Below are 16633 nucleotides of genomic sequence, written 5' to 3'. Positions count from 1 at the left end.
GGGCCTCTTCGTCATTTGATCGCGTGGATGAAAAATTCGTGGTTGCCGTCTCCCCCTTCGATGGGCGAGTCGAACCAGTCCTGCACCGCCAGATCCAGAGCGGAGCAGGCATCGCGCAGGCGCTGTTCAACGAAAGCATAGAGCGACGCGTCACGCACGATGCCCCCCTTGCCCACCTGGCCTGGCTGCAGCTCGAACTGCGGCTTGACCAGCACCAGCAGATGCCCGCCCCCCTTGAGCCAGGGCACCACAGCCGGCAACACCAGGGTCTGCGAGATGAAGGACAGGTCGCCCACCAGCAGGTCGAAACCACCTTCGAGCGCCTCACCTTCCAGGGCCTCGCTCACGGCCTGCACATCACGGGCATTGAGCTTCTCGATGCAGAGCACGCGCGGGTCGTCGCGCAGTTGCGGGTGCAATTGCGCCTGCCCCACGTCCAGCCCCACCACGCGCTCCGCGCCCGCCTGCAGGAGGCAATCGGTGAAACCGCCGGTGGACTGACCCACATCGAGGCAAGTCAGCCCCTGGACCGACAGGCCGATGTGCTTGAGCGCGGCCTCCAACTTGAGGCCACCGCGCGAGACATAACGGGCTTCGGCATCGTCCAGCAGGCGCAGTTCCGCACTGTCCGGCACCTCGTCACCGTTCTTGGCGACGCGCTTCCACACCTCACCTTGCAGCCACTCCACCCCACCCGCAATCAGGCGCTGGGCCTGGGAGCGGGTGCTGGCGAGTTGGCGCTGGACCAGCAGTTGGTCAACACGCATCAATAACGATACGTATCGGGCTTGTACGGGCCCTGCTTCGGCACACCGATATAGGCAGCCTGCTCGTCGGTCAACTCGGTCAGCATGGCACCCACCTTCTTCAGGTGCAGGCGTGCAACCTTCTCGTCCAGGTGCTTGGGCAGCACGTAGACCTTGCCGATGTCGTAGCTGTCCGGGTGCGAGAACAGCTCGATCTGCGCAATGGTCTGGTTCGCAAAGGAACTCGACATCACGAAGCTCGGGTGGCCGGTGCCGCAACCCAGGTTCACCAGGCGGCCCTTGGCCAGCATGATGATCTTCTTGCCGTCCGGGAAGATCACGTGATCGACCTGGGGCTTGATCTCTTCCCATTTGTACTTCTCGATCGAGGCGATGTCGATCTCGTTATCGAAGTGGCCGATATTGCAGACGATGGCCTGATCCTTCATGGCCTTCATGTGGTCGTGCGTGATGATGGACTTGTTGCCCGTGGTCGTCACGAAGATGTCGGCCTTGTCGGCGGCGTACTCCATGGTGACGACCTTGTAGCCTTCCATCGCGGCCTGCAGGGCGTTGATGGGGTCGATCTCGGTCACCCACACTTGGGCAGACAGGGCGCGCAGGGCCTGGGCCGAGCCCTTGCCCACGTCACCGTAGCCGGCGACCACGGCCACCTTGCCGGCGATCATCACGTCGGTCGCGCGCTTGATGCCGTCCACCAGCGATTCGCGGCAGCCGTAGAGGTTGTCGAACTTGCTCTTGGTCACCGAGTCGTTCACGTTGATGGCACGGAAAGGCAGCGTGCCCTTGGCAGCCATTTCCTTCAGGCGGTGCACGCCGGTCGTGGTCTCTTCGGTCACGCCGATGATCTGGCTGGCCTTGCGGGTGTACCAGGTCGGGTCCACGGCCAGCTTGGCCTTGATGGCGGCAAACAGGCAAGTCTCTTCTTCGCTGGTGGGCTTGCTGATGACAGACGGGTCCTTCTCGGCCTTTTGGCCCAGGATCATCAGCAGCGTGGCGTCACCGCCGTCGTCCAGGATCATGTTCGGGCCTTCGCCGGCGCTGCCCTTGGGGCCGAAGTCGAAGATGCGGTGGGTGAAGTCCCAGTACTCGGTCAGGGTCTCGCCCTTGTGCGCGAACACCGGTGTGCCCTGCTCGACCAGCGCGGCGGCGGCATGGTCCTGCGTGGAGAAGATGTTGCACGAGGCCCAACGCACGCTGGCGCCCAGGGCTTGCAGCGTTTCCACCAGCACGGCGGTCTGGATGGTCATGTGGATGCTGCCGGTGATGCGTGCACCCTTGAGCGGCTGGCTCTTGGTGAACTCTTCACGGATGGCCATCAGACCGGGCATCTCGGTTTCGGCGATCTTGATTTCCTTGCGGCCCCAGGCGGCAAGGGACAGGTCGCGCACGGCGTAATCGTGGGTAGGTTTGAGAACAGCACTCATGGTGGACTCCAATTCAAAGCTCGTTGAATACCACCGGATGCAGAGAGTGTGCAGACTCACCTCACAGCAAACCGGTGGGTGAGCGCAGTTGGAAAGCAGGGCCTTGAGCCCTGGGATCCGAGCCTAACCCGTCGGCCTGGTGAAACAGGCGGGACGAGCCGCAACGCTCCTCGGAAAGGCGTGATTATACGAAGCTTGCCGCCTTTGCGCAGGCTTTCCGATCAACGGCCGGCCAGTTCCTGCGTCAGCTGCGCGGCCGGCACGGCCCGGCAGCCACTGGTGTTTTGCCCAGCCCACAGGGGTGAAAAATCCCCGCTGCCGGCCGCCTCGGCTTTTGCACGCAACGGCGCAACGGCGGACGTGGCCAGAGGGAAAGCAGGCGCTCTCGGGTTCAAGGGCCCCTGCTCCCGCATCAGGCGGGTCAAGATGCCGCGTGCCGGGCGGCCCGTATAGAGATTGGTCAGGGCCGTGTGCCGCGCGGCCTCGCTTTGCAAGGCGGCACGGTGCACCAGGCTGGTTTTGGCCTCGGGGCACAGCAGGTAAGCCGTGCCCACCTGTGCCGCCACGGCACCCAGGGACAAGGCGGCCCGCACACCCGCCGCATCGGCGATGCCCCCAGCGGCAATCACTGGGACTTTCACGGCGCGCACGATCTGCGGCAGCAGCGCAAAGGTACCGACCTGGGTGCTGAGGTCATCGGACAGGAAGATGCCGCGGTGCCCGCCGGCCTCCAGCCCCTGCGCAATGATGATGTCCACCCCGTGCGCCTCCAGCCAGCGCGCTTCGTCCACCGTCGTGGCCGAGGACAGGATCTTCGCACCCCAGCTGCGCACCCGCGCCAGCAGAGCCTCGTCGGGTAGGCCGAAATGGAAGCTCACGACCGGCGGCTTGAACTCGGCCAGCAGATCGGCCGCCGCCGCGTCAAAAGGCAGGCGGCCGGGGCCGGCTGGAACCGTGGCCGGGTCGATGCTGAATTCGGCGTAATAAGGAGCCAGGGCCTGGCGCCAGTCCGCCTCGCGCTTCGCATCCGGTACCGGCGGGCGGTGACAGAAAAAATTGAGGTTGTAGGGTCGGGTGGTTTGCGCCCGGATTTTTTCGAGCTCGGCACGCAGTGGCTCCGGCGCCAGCATGGCGCAGGGCAGGGAACCCAGCCCCCCGGCGTTGGAAACGGCAATGGCCAGGGCGCTGTCCTGCACGCCCGCCATAGGGGCCTGGATCAGGGGCAGTTCGATACCCAGCAAGTCCTGCAACGTCATGCGAATCTCCTTCTTGCGGCAAGGGATGGCTCCATCGGCGACCCCGTGAGCACTGTAACGAATCGGCCGGGTAAAATTGCGGCCTTCGGCGCTGCCTGCCCCGCTGTACGCGGATCGGGTCGGTGCCACCCCCGATCCCGCGGCCTGCCCTTGCGGCCGCCCCCTCTTCTGGAACCGCTGTGTCCTACGCCCCCGAAACCCGGCGCCGCCGTACTTTTGCCATCATCTCGCACCCCGATGCGGGCAAGACCACGTTGACCGAAAAGCTGCTGCTGTTCTCGGGTGCGATCCAGATCGCCGGCTCGGTCAAGGCGCGCAAGGCCTCCCGCCATGCAACCTCCGACTGGATGGAGATCGAGAAACAGCGCGGCATCTCGGTGGCCAGCTCGGTGATGCAGATGCAGTACCGCGAGCACGTGATCAACCTGCTCGACACCCCCGGCCACAAGGACTTCTCGGAAGACACCTACCGTGTGCTGACGGCGGTCGACTCGGCCCTGATGGTGATCGACGCGGCCAACGGCGTGGAGGCGCAGACCCGCCGCCTGATCGAGGTCTGCCGCCAGCGCGACACCCCCATCATCACCTTCGTCAACAAGATGGACCGCGAGGTACGCGACCCGCTGGACATCCTGGACGAGGTGGAGCGCGAACTCGGCATGCCCTGTGTGCCCATGACCTGGCCGGTCGGCCAGGGCAAGAGCTTCGGCGGCATCATCAACCTGCGCACCCTGGCCATGACGGTGTTCGAGTCGGGTAGCGAACGCCGCCCGCAGGACTTCGACACCGTGCCCCTGAGCGACCGCGATAACCTTCTCAAACGCTTCGGCTCCGAGTTCGAGGCCGCCGAAGAAAGCATGGAACTGGCCACCGGCGCCTCGCCCGCCTTCGACCGCGAGGCCTTTCTGGCTGGCAAGCAAACCCCCGTGTTCTTCGGCTCCGGCGTGAACAACTTCGGTGTCATGGAGGTGCTGGACGCACTGGTGGACCTGGCGCCGTCGCCCGGCCCGCGCACCAGCTCACTGGTGGTCAACAAACAAACGGTCGTCAAGGAAGTGCAGCCCGATGACAACGCCTTCTCCGGAGTGGTCTTCAAAGTGCAAGCCAATATGGATGCCAACCACCGTGACCGCATCGCCTTCGTGCGCGTCTGCTCGGGCAAGTACTCGCCAGGTATGAAACTCAAGGTGCAGCGCTCGGCCAAGGAGCTGCGCCCCACCAGCGTGGTGACCTTCATGAGCCAGCGCCGCGAAGCGGTGGAAGAAGCCTACGCCGGCGACATCGTGGGCTTTACCACCCACGGCGGCGTGCAGCTGGGCGACACCATCACCGACGGCTCCATCGCCCTGCAGTACACCGGCCTGCCCTTCTTCGCGCCCGAGCTCTTCATGACCGTGGTGCTCAAGAACCCGCTGCGCACCAAACAGCTGCAACAGGGTCTGGCCCAGCTCGGTGAGGAAGGTGCCATCCAGGTCTTCCGCCCCGAGATGGGGGGCAATATGCTGCTGGGCGCTGTGGGCCAGCTGCAGTTCGAAGTGGTGCAGCACCGCCTCAAGGGCGAGTACGACGCCGACGTGCGCCTGGAAGGCTGCCAGTACACGGGCGCACGCTGGATCACGGCCGACACACCGGCCGAGCTCAAGGCTTTTGTCGATGCCTATCCCACGCGCATGGCGCGTGACGCGGCCGACACCCTGGCCTACTTGTGCACCTCACCCTACGACGTGCGGCTGGCGCAGGAACGCTTTCCCAAGATCCATTTCCACCCGCTGCGTGAACACGCGGGCCTGGCGCTGCAAAGCGCAGGCTAACGCGCGGTAGCGACTTCGATCAGCCAGTCCGCAATCGCATCACGCGCCACGGTCGGCGCATTCGTGTGGCCGGCCGTGGGCTGCAGATAACGCGTCAGCGGCTGGCTCGGGAGCAGCGCGTACAGGCTGGGGTTGGCGCGCCGCAAGGCCGGAAAGTCTGCAGTGGGCGCGATGTAGAGCACAGGCAGTTGCGGCGGCAAGGCACGCAGGGCGCGCTCCTGGTGCATCACCCCCTGCGGGTTGAACCACGCCCAGTAGATCTCGGCGCGGGTACGGACCTCGGTCGTGCTCTTGCCGCCCTCGTAATCCGCAAAGTCCCCCACCTCGCTACCCCGGCCTGCGGCCACGAGTTCGCGCGCACGGGCGCGGTCGCGCCCGATGTACTGCTCGTAGACCTGTCCCGCCACATTGCCACCCGGCGCCACGGCCACCACGCCGGCCAGCGGCAGCCTGGCCCCCAGGTGCAGGGCAAACAGGCCGCCCTGGCTATGACCCACCAGGAATAGCCGCGCGGCACCTTCGCGTCGCAGTTCCTCCAGCGCCCGCGCCACCTCGGCCTCGGCGCCATCGGGGCCCACGTCGTAATTGCGCCGGCCCGACCAGGGCATCTCGAGATTGCGCAGACGCAGGCCGCGCGCCTGCAGACTGGCCGCGAGCTCGGCCACCAGTCCCTCGGGACGACCGCCCTTGCCATGCAAGAGCACCACGCCGATACGTCCGGACTCCTGCGCCTGGACCGGCAGCAGTGACATCAGCGCCAGCGCCAGACCACCCGCTACCCACTGTCTGCGTTGCTGCATGGCCGTCTCCTTGTCTGTGAAGAAGCGCTGCCCCTTCAAGCCGGGGCCGAGAACCAGGCCGCCACCGCGTGCTGGAAGCGCGCGTGGCCCTTCTGCAGATGCAGCATATGCCCACCTTCCGGAATCACCACATACCGTTTGTCGGGATTCGGCAGCGCCGAAAAGAAGGGCAGCAGGCCCTCCAGGTCGGCCACGTCGTCATATTGCCCATGGATCATCATCACCGGCACGACCATGCGCGTCGGGTCGATCAGCGGCTGGCGCGTGAGCAGATCCACCTGCGGACCGGTCGGCGATTTGGTCTCCACGAGCGCAGCAGTGCGCGCGAAGGCGTCCATCACGACCGGGTCGTTGACCGATTCGGGCGTCATGGAGTTGAAGCGCAGCTTCCAGCCGGGCTCGGAAATGCGGATATAGGGTGCGCGCTGAAAGGTCGCCAGGCGCGCGCGGCGCGCCTCCAGGTCCGGGCTACGGGCATGCATCTGGGCATAGGCTGCGTAGCGCGTCACCTTGTCCGGGTGCGCCATGACGAACTGGCCGCCATACTGCGTGCCCCAGGACCAGGCCAGCAGCTGCACCTGCTGCACACCGCGCAGTTTGCGGATGAAGTCCACCACGGCGTTGAGGTCGGCCGCGGCCTGCTCGGTCGTGATGTGGTCCTCGGGCCTGGTAGAGCTGCCGAAGCCGCGCATGTCCGGCGCAAAGACATCGAAGCCCTGGCGTGCCAGGAAGTCCATGAGGCTGTACTCGGGATGGCCCGGCACCTTGAGGTCGAAGGTCTCGCGGCCGGCTGTGGCCGAGCCGTGGGCCAGCACCAGCACAGGCTTGCCTTGCGGGCCGCCCTGGTATTTCTCCCAGACGAAGAGGCGCACATCATCCTGCAGCACCCAGTGCTGCGTGCCCTGCACGGGCAACTCATTCTCTTTCATACAGGCGTCTCAGTTAAAGTTGCTGCGATTCTCCGTCATCCCGCCCATGCTCCCACTTGCCCACTGGCCCGCCGAACAACGCCGCACGATCCACGGCGTGCTCACCGACATCGACGACACGTTGACCACCGAGGGCGCCATCACACCCGACGCGCTGCAGGCCTTGAACGATTTGCGCGCGGCCGGCCTGCACGTTATCCCCATCACGGGCCGCCCCGTGGGCTGGAGCGTGCACTTTGCCCGGAGCTGGGCCGTGGATGCCATCGTGGCCGAGAACGGCGCCGTGGCCCTGGTGGATGGAGGAACGCGCAAGATCTACCAGCAGGACGCCACCACCCGTGCAAGCAACTACACACGCCTGCAGCAGGTCGCGCGGCGCGTGCTGCACGAGGTGCCGGGTGCCACGTTGGCACAGGACAGCCCGGGGCGCGAGACCGATATCGCCATCGACCACAGCGAGTTCATGCATCTGCCGCAGGAAGGCATAGACCAGGCCGTGGCCCTGATGCGCGCCGAGGGCCTGAACGCCACGGTGAGCAGCATCCACATCAATGGCTGGATCGGCAGCCACGACAAGCTGGCCGGTGCGCGCTGGATCGTGCGTGAGCTGCTGGGCCGCAAGCTTGATGAAGAAATCGATCGCTGGGTTTACGTAGGCGACTCCACCAACGATCAGCTGATGTTCCAGCACTTCCCCCACAGCGTGGGGGTGGCCAATATCCGGCGCTTCGAAGCGCAGCTCAGCCACAAGCCACGCTACATCAGCCGCCTGGAGCGGGGCGGTGGTTTTGCCGAAGTCGCTCGGGCCCTGCTGGACGTTAGGCCCCGGAGCCCTTGAGCCGGCACCTCCCGCTTGCCGCCGAACCGCGTCTCTACGTATACTGAACTGCGGGAAGGGGAGGCGTCCTGTTTCCTCCCCCGCGACCAGGGAGGTCGAACGACGATGCCAGTCGCCTTGAGCTTCTGTCCAGGCCCGGATGGACGGTGTCATCGTCTTGCCTGCGCACTGTCGGTGGACGGGGGCCGGCGCTGCCGACATCGCCCATGAGCATCGGCCCCGCCACCACACAGCTGACAGGGCGCCAGGCCCTGCTTGCCGCGGTGTTCTACGGGCTGGCCTGCCTGCTCTCGATCTGGTTGTCGGCCCAGCCGGGGCGGGTGACCGTCCCCTGGTTTGCCAATGCCATCGGCACCGTCGCCCTGCTGGCGCTGCCGCTGCAACGCTGGCTGCCCATGTTGCTGGCCCTGGGCCTGGCCAATCTGCTGGCCGCGCTGGGCATGCCCCAGGGCGAAACCCAGCAGACCTGCCTGCAGGCCGCCGCCTTCGTTCCCGGCAACGCCGCTGAAATGCTGCTGGCCGCCGCCCTGCTGCGCCGCCTGGGCGTGAATGCCGACACGCTGCGTCAGCCCGGCCGTTTTGGCCGTGCACTGGTGCTGGGCGCGCTCATCCCGACCTTCTGCACGGCCCTGGCCGAGGCTGCCCTGATCGCGCCGGCCCGCCCTTTTGCCGAAGCCTGGGCGCAATGGTTCGCCAGCAGCCTGATTGGCAGCGTTGCCGTGCTCCCGCTGGCCCTGGCCATCTGGCTGCACGGGACGGCCTCCCTGCGCCGAACGCTGAACCGGCCGCGCACGCTCAGCTACCTGGCACTCAGCGCAGCCATCACTTTGCTGGCCATGACCACCCTGCCGCGGCCTTTCGTGGTGATGAGCATCGGCCTGGTGCTGGTGGCGGCGCAAACCAGCTTCACGGTCACCACGCTGGCCACCCTGCTCAATGCCGTCCTGCTGGAGCTGCTGCACGCCACCGGCCTGTTGGAGCCTCCGCCCGCAATCGCCTGGTGGGATGCGGGCCTGTACCAGCTCTCCGTCATTGCCAGCCTGCTGCCCGGCCTGCTGCTGTCGAGTTCGATCGACGGCCAGACCCAGGCCATGCGCCAGCTGCTCCGCAACGAACAACGTTTCCGTGCTCTGTACACGCGCACGCCAGCCATGATGCATTCGAGCACCCCGGAAGGAAAAATCCTCAACGCCAGCAGCCTGTGGCTCCAGACCCTGGGTTATGAAGAGCATGAGGTCCTGGGCCGTTCAGCCCTGGACTTCCTGACACCGGCCTCGGCGCGCCACGTGCGGGATACCGTGGTGCCACGTGCCCTGCGCGAAGGGCGTTGCGACAACATCGAACTCCAGGTGCTGACGCGCGATGGCCGGGCCCTGGACATGCTGCTCTCGGCCATCTGGATCTACGACCCGGACCAGCAACCCCTGTACAGCCTGGCCGTGATGCAGGACGTGACCGAAAAAAAGCGGCTGCAGGAACTGAGCTACTACGCCGCACACGATCCCCTGACCGGCCTGCCCAACCGTGTGCTGCTGCAGGACCGGCTGGAGCGCAGCTGCGTGCAGCACGCACGGCATGGCACGCACTTTGCCGTCGGTTTTCTGGACCTGGACCATTTCAAACAGGTCAACGACAGCCACGGCCACGCCGCCGGTGATCAGCTGCTCAAACGTGTGTCGCGTCGCCTGCTGACCGCACTGCGCGCCTCGGACACGGTGTGCCGTCTGGCGGGTGACGAGTTCGTGCTGCTGTTCGCCGATGTCGAACACAGCGAAGACCTGGCCCCGCTGGTGCAGAAGATCCTGGACAGCGTGACCCAACCCTACCGCCTGGGAGAGGGGCCGGAGTCCCCGGTCGTCAACGTGGCTGCCAGCATGGGGCTGGCGGTGTTCCCCGAGCACGGCCAGGATCCGCAGACCCTGATGAGCCATGCCGATCAGGCCATGTATCTGGCCAAGCGTGGCGGGCGCGGACGGTACGAGTTCTACCGACCCGGCGATCCGGCCTGAGCAACGCCCGGCCTGTCCCGCTCGGTGTGGGGCACGACCTTCATGCTTACCGCTTCGGCGCGTGCCATCACACTGCCGGGCACCGTCGTGCTGACCAACTCCAGGCGCAGTGTGTAGTCGTCGGGGGGCGGATTCAACCAGACCTCGGTTTGACCGGCCGTGAAATTCATCACCTCGGGCTTGCGGCCGACGCGCTCAAGGCTGAGCCGGAAATGGCCGGTGTCGGGCACCTTGCCCCCGATGTGCGATACGTTGTAGCCGCTGGCATGGAACTGGACGCGGAAGGGCGGACGCACCGTCTCGCTGTTCGCGGGACTCATGATCTCGATGCGCGCCGGCCCCTGCAGGCTGGCCGGTGTCACATCCTTGTTCTGCTTGCTGATGGTCAGGTGCACGGGCTTGCTGTAGACGAAGAAGGGAATATGCCCCTGGTCGGCCAGCAGCATGCGCAGCTCGTACTTGCCAGGCGGCAGATTCAGCACCGCCTCCATCTGCCCCTTGCCGAAGTGGATGTATTTCTCGGTGAAAGGCAGCGGCTGGTTGAAGTCCAGCGGCAGGGGCTGGTTGACCAGCAGGTGATGGTGCCCGGCACGCCCTGCCGTCTTGCCAGCCGGCACGATGCCGCGCATGGACAGGCCGAAGCGCACCACCAGCGGCGACTCCTTCACATCCCCGTCCTTGAGGTTGGTGAAATAGGACTCGGCCGTGCGCGCGGTGGGCAGTGTCACCCAGGGATGCGGCACCAGCTCGGGAGCATCCGCGCCGGAGGCCTGCCCCTGGGCGAGGACCGAGCTCGTGAACAGCAAGGCTGCGAGGACCGCAACCAAATGCAAGGGCAGGATCTGGTGGATTTTCATGCGGGGCTTCTTCGAAGGAAAGGCGCTCCGAGCCTATCAGGAAGAAATGCCCTGTGCATCCCACGGATATGGGACCCTGCATGGTGCATCCAGCCTCCGTACTCGCCCCTGCCTCAACGGCGCGCCAGTACCGGCCCGAGCGCCTGACCCGTGTGCGTGCCCAGGCGCACAACCTCCTCCGGCGTCGCTGCGGCCACGATACGGCCGCCTTCCTTGCCCCCCTCGGGGCCCAGGTCCAGGATCCAGTCCGCCTCCGCAATGACGTCGAGGTCATGTTCGATCACCACCACGCTGTGGCCGCCATCGACCAGACGGTGCAGCACCCGGATCAGCTTGTCCACGTCGGCCATGTGCAGGCCCACGGTGGGTTCGTCCAGTACATAAAGGGTGTGCGGCGCCTTCTGGCCGCGTCGGCCCACCTCGTCGCGCACCTTGCTGAGTTCGGTCACGAGCTTGATGCGCTGCGCCTCGCCACCGGAAAGGGTGGGCGACGGCTGGCCCAGGGTCAGGTAACCCAGGCCCACGTCTTTGAGCAGCTGCAGCGGGTGCGCAATGCCGGGCATGGCCGCGAAGAAATCCGCCGCCTCATCCACCTCCATCTGCAGCACATCACCGATGCTCTTGCCGCGCCAGGTGACAGCGAGTGTCTCCGGATTGAAGCGCGCACCCTTGCAGGACTCACACAAAACCTTCACATCGGGCAGAAAACTCATCTCGATGGTGCGCACGCCCTGACCCTCACAGGTCGGACAACGGCCCTCGCCGGTGTTGAAGCTGAAACGACCGGCCGCGTAACCCCGCGCCTTGGCTTCCAGCGTCTCGGCAAAGAGCTTGCGGATGGTGTCCCAGAAACCGATGTAGGTGGCGGGGCAACTGCGTGGCGTCTTGCCAATCGGGGTCTGGTCCACTTCGAGCACGCGATCCACGGCTTCAAAACCGCTGACGCCCTCGCAGCCGCTCCAGTCCACACCACGCGCCAGCGCGTCGCGCCCGGCCTTGGTCGCACGCTTGGCCACGACCGTCGCCACATTGGCCAGCAGCACATCTCGCGCCAGCGTGGACTTGCCCGAGCCGCTGACCCCGGTCACGGCCACCAGGCGCCTGAGCGGCACCTTGGCCGTGACGTGCTGCAGATTGTGCAGTTGCGCGCCGTGTACCGTGAGCCAACTCAGATCCTTCGCCTTCACGTCGCGGCGGGGCTGCAGCGGGTGTTTCATCGCGTGCAGAAGGTAACGACCCGTCTGCGAATCCGCAGCATCGGTCACGTTCTTCACCGACCCTTCGGCCACCAGTCGGCCGCCGCGCTTGCCGGCGCTGGGACCGATGTCGATGATGTGGTCCGCCCGGCGTATCGTGTCCTCGTCGTGCTCCACCACCACCAGGGTGTTGCCCTGGTCGCTCAGGCGCTGCAAGGCGCTCAGCAGAATCTGGTTGTCGCGTGCGTGCAGGCCGATGGTGGGCTCGTCCAGCACGTAACACACGCCCTGCAGATTGCTGCCCAGCTGGGCGGCCAGGCGGATGCGCTGCGCCTCGCCGCCGGACAAGGTGGGCGCGCCGCGGTCCAGCGTGAGGTACCCCAGACCGACCTGCTCGAGGAACTCCAGCCGGCTCCTGATCTCGGGGATCAGGTCGCGCGCAATATCGGTCTCGCGTTGTGTCATGCGGCCGATCACCTGCAGCGTTTCGACCCAGGCCCGTACGTCGCTGACACTCAGGCGCGCGATCTCGGTGATCCCCACACCACTGAATTTCACGGCGCGGGCCGTCGCGTTCAGGCGTGTGCCCTCGCAGCTCGGACAGGCCTGGTCGGCAACGTCTTCCACCTCGGGTTCGGCAAAGGTCTGCTCTCGGCCTTTTTCCTTGTCGTCGCGCACCGAGTCGTCGAGCAGCTTGCGCTGCTCCTTGCTGAGCTTGACGCCGGTGCCCACGCAATCCGGGCACCAGCCGTGTTTGCTGTTGTAGGAAAAGAGGCGCGGATCCAGCTCCGCGTACGACGTTGCGCAGACCGGGCAAGCACGCCGGGTGGAATGCACGTGCAGTGCACCGATGCCGGCGGTGGACACACCGCTCTTCATGGCCTCGGCCAGGCCGTCCAGGCTGCTGAGCACGTGCAGCACGCCCTTGCCATGCTCCAGCGCAGTCGTCAGCGCCAGGCGCAATGCCGCCTCGTTCTCGGGCTGCACCGTGAGGCTGGCCACCGGCAACTCGATGGTGTGCTCCTTGAAGCGATCGATGCGCGGGAAACCCGTGGTGGGCAGAAAGTTACCGTCCACCCGCAGGTGGGTATAGCCGCGCGGACGGGCCCAGTCGGCCAGTTCGGTATAGACCCCCTTGCGGTTCAGCACCAGCGGCGCCAGCAGGCCGACCTCCTGGCCGCGGAACTGTTTCATCAGATGGGCCAGGATGCTGTCGGGCGTCTGCGGCGCCACCGCGGCGCCATCATGGATGCAATGCTGCACACCAAGCTTCACGAACAGCAGGCGCAGGAAGTGCCAGACTTCGGTGGTGGTACCCACCGTGGACTTGCGGCCGCCGCGCGAGAGACGCTGCTCGATGGCGACCGTGGGCGGGATGCCGTAGACCGCGTCCACCTCGGGCCGGCCCGCCGGCTGTACGATGCTGCGCGCATAGGCGTTGAGCGACTCCAGATAACGGCGCTGGCCCTCGTTGAACAGGATGTCGAAGGCCAGGGTGGACTTGCCCGAACCGCTGACGCCCGTGACCACATTGAACTTGCCGCGCGGGATGTTGACACTCAGGCTCTTGAGGTTGTGTTCCTTGGCGTTGACGATCTGGATCGCGTCCGGCGCTTGCGATTTGACCCGCACTGGCTTGTGCCCGGGCGTGAAAGCCTGCGGGATGAAACGCGCCGCCCCTTCGTGCGCCTCATGCACCTCGCCCATGGCCAGGGCGTATTCGCGCAGGGCACGGCCCGTGTGGCTGCTGGGGTGCAGGCGCACCTCCTCGGGTGTGCCCACGGCCACCAGCTCGCCGCCGGCGTCGCCACCTTCGGGGCCGAGGTCGATCAGCCAGTCGCTGGCGCGCATCACGTCCAGGTTGTGCTCGATGATGAGCAGGGAATGGCCGGCATCGAGCAGCTTGCGCAAGGCGCGCATGAGCTTGGCGATGTCGTCGAAGTGCAGGCCCGTGGTGGGTTCATCGAAGAGGAAGAGCGTGCCCTTCTTGCCCACCACCTGCCGGCTGGCCGTGGCGCTCTTGGCCGCCTCGGCGAGGAAACCGGCGAGCTTGAGGCGCTGGGCCTCGCCGCCGCTGAGCGTGGGCACGGGCTGGCCCAGGCGCACGTACTCCAGGCCCACGTCCACGATGGGTTGCAGGGCGCGGATCACGTCGCGATCGTTGGCGAACAGGCCGGCGGCTTCGCTGACGGTCAGCTCCAGCACGTCGGCCACATTCAACAGGCGACCACCGCGTTCCACGGTGATCTCCAGGATCTCCGGACGGTAACGTTTGCCGTCGCAATCCGGGCAGCGCAGGTAGACATCGCTGAGGAACTGCATCTCCACGTGCTCGAAACCCGAGCCGCCGCAGGTGGGGCAGCGACCGTCACCGCTGTTGGCGCTGAACTTGGCGGCGGTGTAGCTGCGCTGGCGTGACAGCGGCGCATTGGCGTAGATCTCGCGGATGGCGTCCCAGGCGCCCACATAACTCACGGGGTTGGAACGCGCCGTCTTGCCGATGGGCGACTGGTCGACAAACACCACGTCGGCCAGTTGCTCGGCGCCCAGCAGGCGGTCATGCAGACCCGGCGTCTCTGTAGCGCGACCGAAGTGGCGCATCAGCGCCGGGGCCAGCACGTCCTGGATGAGCGTGGACTTGCCGGAACCCGAGACCCCGGTCACGCAGACCAGGCGGCCCAGCGGGATATCGATGGAAATGTTCTTGAGGTTGTGCTCGCGCGCGCCTTCGAGGATGAGGCGCGGCGTGTTCTCGGCCACCATGCGCTTGAAGCCCATGCCGACCTGCTTGCGCGCGCCCAGGTAGGCGCCGGTCAGGGTGTCGGCGTTGCGCAGGTCGTCGGTGCTGCCGTCGAAGACGATCTGGCCGCCGCGTTCACCCGGACCCGGCCCCATGTCGATCATACGGTCGGCTGCGAACATCACGGCCGGGTCATGCTCAACCACCACCAGGGTATTGCCGGCATCACGCAGGCGGTGCATGGCCTCGATGATGCGGTGCATGTCGCGCGGGTGCAGGCCGATGCTGGGTTCGTCGAGCACGAAAAGCGTGTTGACCAGCGACGTTCCCAGCGCGGTCGTCAGGTTGATGCGCTGCACCTCGCCGCCCGACAGCGTGCGGCTCTGGCGATCCAGCGTAAGGTAGCCGATGCCCACATCACAGAGGTACCTGAGCCGGGTCGTGATTTCCTCGAACAGCAGTTTCAGCGCCTGCGCCTCGCCTTCGGCATGGGTTGATGCAGTGCGCTCGTTCTTCTGGATGCTGTCAAAGAAACGACGCAGCCGGTCCAGCGGCAGCAGCATCAGGTCGTGCAGACACAGGCCGGGCAGGGCCTCCAGCTGGCCCCGACTCCATTGGGTACCGGCCGGCATGAAACGCTTCGACGGTTCGAGCACCGCATCGGCCTCCTCCTTGCTCCCGATGCGCCAGAGCAGGCTCTCGGTCTTGAGGCGCGCACCATTGCAGGTCTCGCAAGGCGTGTAGCTGCGGTACTTCGACAGCAGCACCCGGATGTGCATCTTGTAGGACTTGGTCTCCAGGTACTCGAAGAAGCGCTTGATGCCGTACCACTGCTGGTTCCATTTCCCCTTCCAGTTGGGCGAGCCGTAGATGACCCAGTTCTTCTGCTCGGGGGTCAGCTTGTACCAAGGCGTGTCGCGCGGGATGCCGGCCGCCTCGGCATGGCGCATCAGGTCGTCCTGGCACTCGGCCCAGGCGGGAGTCTGGATGGTCTTGATGGCGCCGGCGCGCAGCGTGACTTTGTCGTTCGGAATGACCAGGCCGTAGTCCACGCCGATCACGCGGCCGAAACCACGGCAGACCTCGCAGGCACCCACGGCCGAGTTGAAGGAGAACATGGAAGGGATGGGGTCGGCGTAGCGCAGGTCGCTGTCCGGGTTGTGCAATCCGGTCGAGAAACGCCAAATCTCCGGTTCCCCTTCATCCTGCAAACGGTAGACGTTGAGCCGGCCACTGCCGCGCTTGAGTGCAACCTCGATCGCCTCGATCACGCGCGCGCTTTCTGCGCTGGAGAGACGGAATCGGTCAGCGACGACGTCCAGCATCTTTCTCGGACCCGCCGGTGTGGCCACCTCGCGTTCGGCCTGCACCTTGGTGAAGCCACTGGCCGAGAGCCACTGCTCGATCTCCTCTCGGCTGGTGTTGGCCGGCAGCTCGACCGGGAAAGTGAGCACCAGGCGCGGATCGCCGCCTGCTACCGCACGCTTCTGCAGCTCGGTGTAGATGCTGTCGGCACTGTCGTGCCGCACGGGCTGAGCGGTCTGACGGTCGAACAGCTGGGCCGCACGCGCATAGAGCAGCTTGAGGTGGTCGTTGAGCTCGGTCATCGTGCCTACCGTGGAGCGCGAGGAGCGCACCGGGTTGGTCTGGTCGATGGCGATGGCCGGTGGCACGCCCTCCACCTTGTCTACCGCTGGCTTGTCCATGCGGTCCAGGAACTGGCGTGCATAGGCGCTGAAAGTCTCGACGTAACGACGCTGGCCCTCGGCGTAGAGGGTGTCGAACACCAGGCTGGACTTGCCCGAACCGCTGGGGCCGGTGACCACCGTGAGCTCGCCGGTGCGGATGTCCAGGTCGAGGTTCTTGAGGTTGTGCTGGCGCGCGCCGCGGATGCGGATCGTCCCCTGGGTCATGGCTGGTGTCTTTTGCATAGGCCCAAACATTCTAGGGACCTCGTCTTACCCCGGCGTGACTGCGGGGCATGGCCGCCCGCCGACGTGAAA

At 66.0% G+C, this 16633-nt stretch carries 10 protein-coding genes and 1 riboswitch; of the genes, 3 read left to right on the top strand and 7 right to left on the bottom strand.

Annotation, left to right across the window (positions count from 1 at the left end):
• Nucleotides 1–11: 11 nt before the first annotated feature.
• From AC07NT_RS00465 to AC07NT_RS00455, 3 genes are all read right to left on the bottom strand, one after another.
• Nucleotides 12–767: a TlyA family RNA methyltransferase gene (locus tag AC07NT_RS00465; protein ID WP_498598390.1), complete on the bottom strand. Its 756-nt coding sequence runs from the start codon at nucleotides 765–767 to the stop codon at nucleotides 12–14.
• The gene (gene ahcY / locus AC07NT_RS00460) at nucleotides 767–2194 is read right to left on the bottom strand and encodes an adenosylhomocysteinase (protein WP_498598391.1); all 1428 of its coding nucleotides are present in this window, start codon (nucleotides 2192–2194) and stop codon (nucleotides 767–769) included. The genes AC07NT_RS00465 and ahcY overlap by 1 nt, the downstream gene beginning before the upstream one ends.
• Nucleotides 2195–2267: 73 nt before the next feature.
• Nucleotides 2268–2372, bottom strand: a riboswitch (S-adenosyl-L-homocysteine riboswitch).
• 43 nt (nucleotides 2373–2415) lie between these two features.
• Entirely contained in the window at nucleotides 2416–3450 is a 1035-nt protein-coding gene (locus AC07NT_RS00455; RefSeq protein ID WP_498598392.1) for an NAD(P)H-dependent flavin oxidoreductase, read from the bottom strand.
• 179 nt (nucleotides 3451–3629) lie between these two features.
• Between AC07NT_RS00455 and AC07NT_RS00450 the strand changes: the two genes are divergently transcribed.
• Nucleotides 3630–5261: a peptide chain release factor 3 gene (locus AC07NT_RS00450; RefSeq protein ID WP_498598393.1), complete on the top strand. Its 1632-nt coding sequence runs from the start codon at nucleotides 3630–3632 to the stop codon at nucleotides 5259–5261.
• On the opposite strand, the gene AC07NT_RS00445 is transcribed toward AC07NT_RS00450, so the two are convergent.
• Both AC07NT_RS00445 and AC07NT_RS00440 read right to left on the bottom strand, forming a co-directional pair.
• Nucleotides 5258–6061: an alpha/beta fold hydrolase gene (locus tag AC07NT_RS00445; protein ID WP_498598394.1), complete on the bottom strand. Its 804-nt coding sequence runs from the start codon at nucleotides 6059–6061 to the stop codon at nucleotides 5258–5260. The two genes, AC07NT_RS00450 and AC07NT_RS00445, sit on opposite strands and share 4 nt — an antisense overlap.
• A 35-nt stretch (nucleotides 6062–6096) precedes the next feature.
• Nucleotides 6097–6990, bottom strand: coding sequence for an alpha/beta hydrolase (locus AC07NT_RS00440; protein WP_498598395.1), 894 nt, complete (start codon nucleotides 6988–6990; stop codon nucleotides 6097–6099).
• A 46-nt stretch (nucleotides 6991–7036) separates the two neighbouring features.
• Here AC07NT_RS00440 and AC07NT_RS00435 point away from each other — a divergent pair, with 46 nt between their 5' ends.
• Complete coding sequence (locus AC07NT_RS00435; RefSeq protein ID WP_498598396.1) at nucleotides 7037–7828, top strand: HAD-IIB family hydrolase; 792 nt, start codon at nucleotides 7037–7039, stop codon at nucleotides 7826–7828.
• 206 nt (nucleotides 7829–8034) lie between these two features.
• Nucleotides 8035–9837, top strand: coding sequence for a diguanylate cyclase domain-containing protein (locus AC07NT_RS00430; protein WP_498598397.1), 1803 nt, complete (start codon nucleotides 8035–8037; stop codon nucleotides 9835–9837).
• On the opposite strand, the gene AC07NT_RS00425 is transcribed toward AC07NT_RS00430, so the two are convergent.
• Complete coding sequence (locus AC07NT_RS00425) at nucleotides 9813–10694, bottom strand: DUF4399 domain-containing protein (RefSeq protein ID WP_498598398.1); 882 nt, start codon at nucleotides 10692–10694, stop codon at nucleotides 9813–9815. The genes AC07NT_RS00430 and AC07NT_RS00425 overlap by 25 nt on opposite strands.
• 113 nt (nucleotides 10695–10807) lie before the next feature.
• Nucleotides 10808–16543, bottom strand: coding sequence for an excinuclease ABC subunit UvrA (gene uvrA, locus AC07NT_RS00420; RefSeq protein WP_498598521.1), 5736 nt, complete (start codon nucleotides 16541–16543; stop codon nucleotides 10808–10810).
• Nucleotides 16544–16633: the final 90 nt, after the last annotated feature.

This window comes from Hylemonella sp. GW821-FHT10B10 (assembly GCF_059415585.1).
This window is presented reverse-complemented; position numbering and strand designations above follow the sequence as displayed.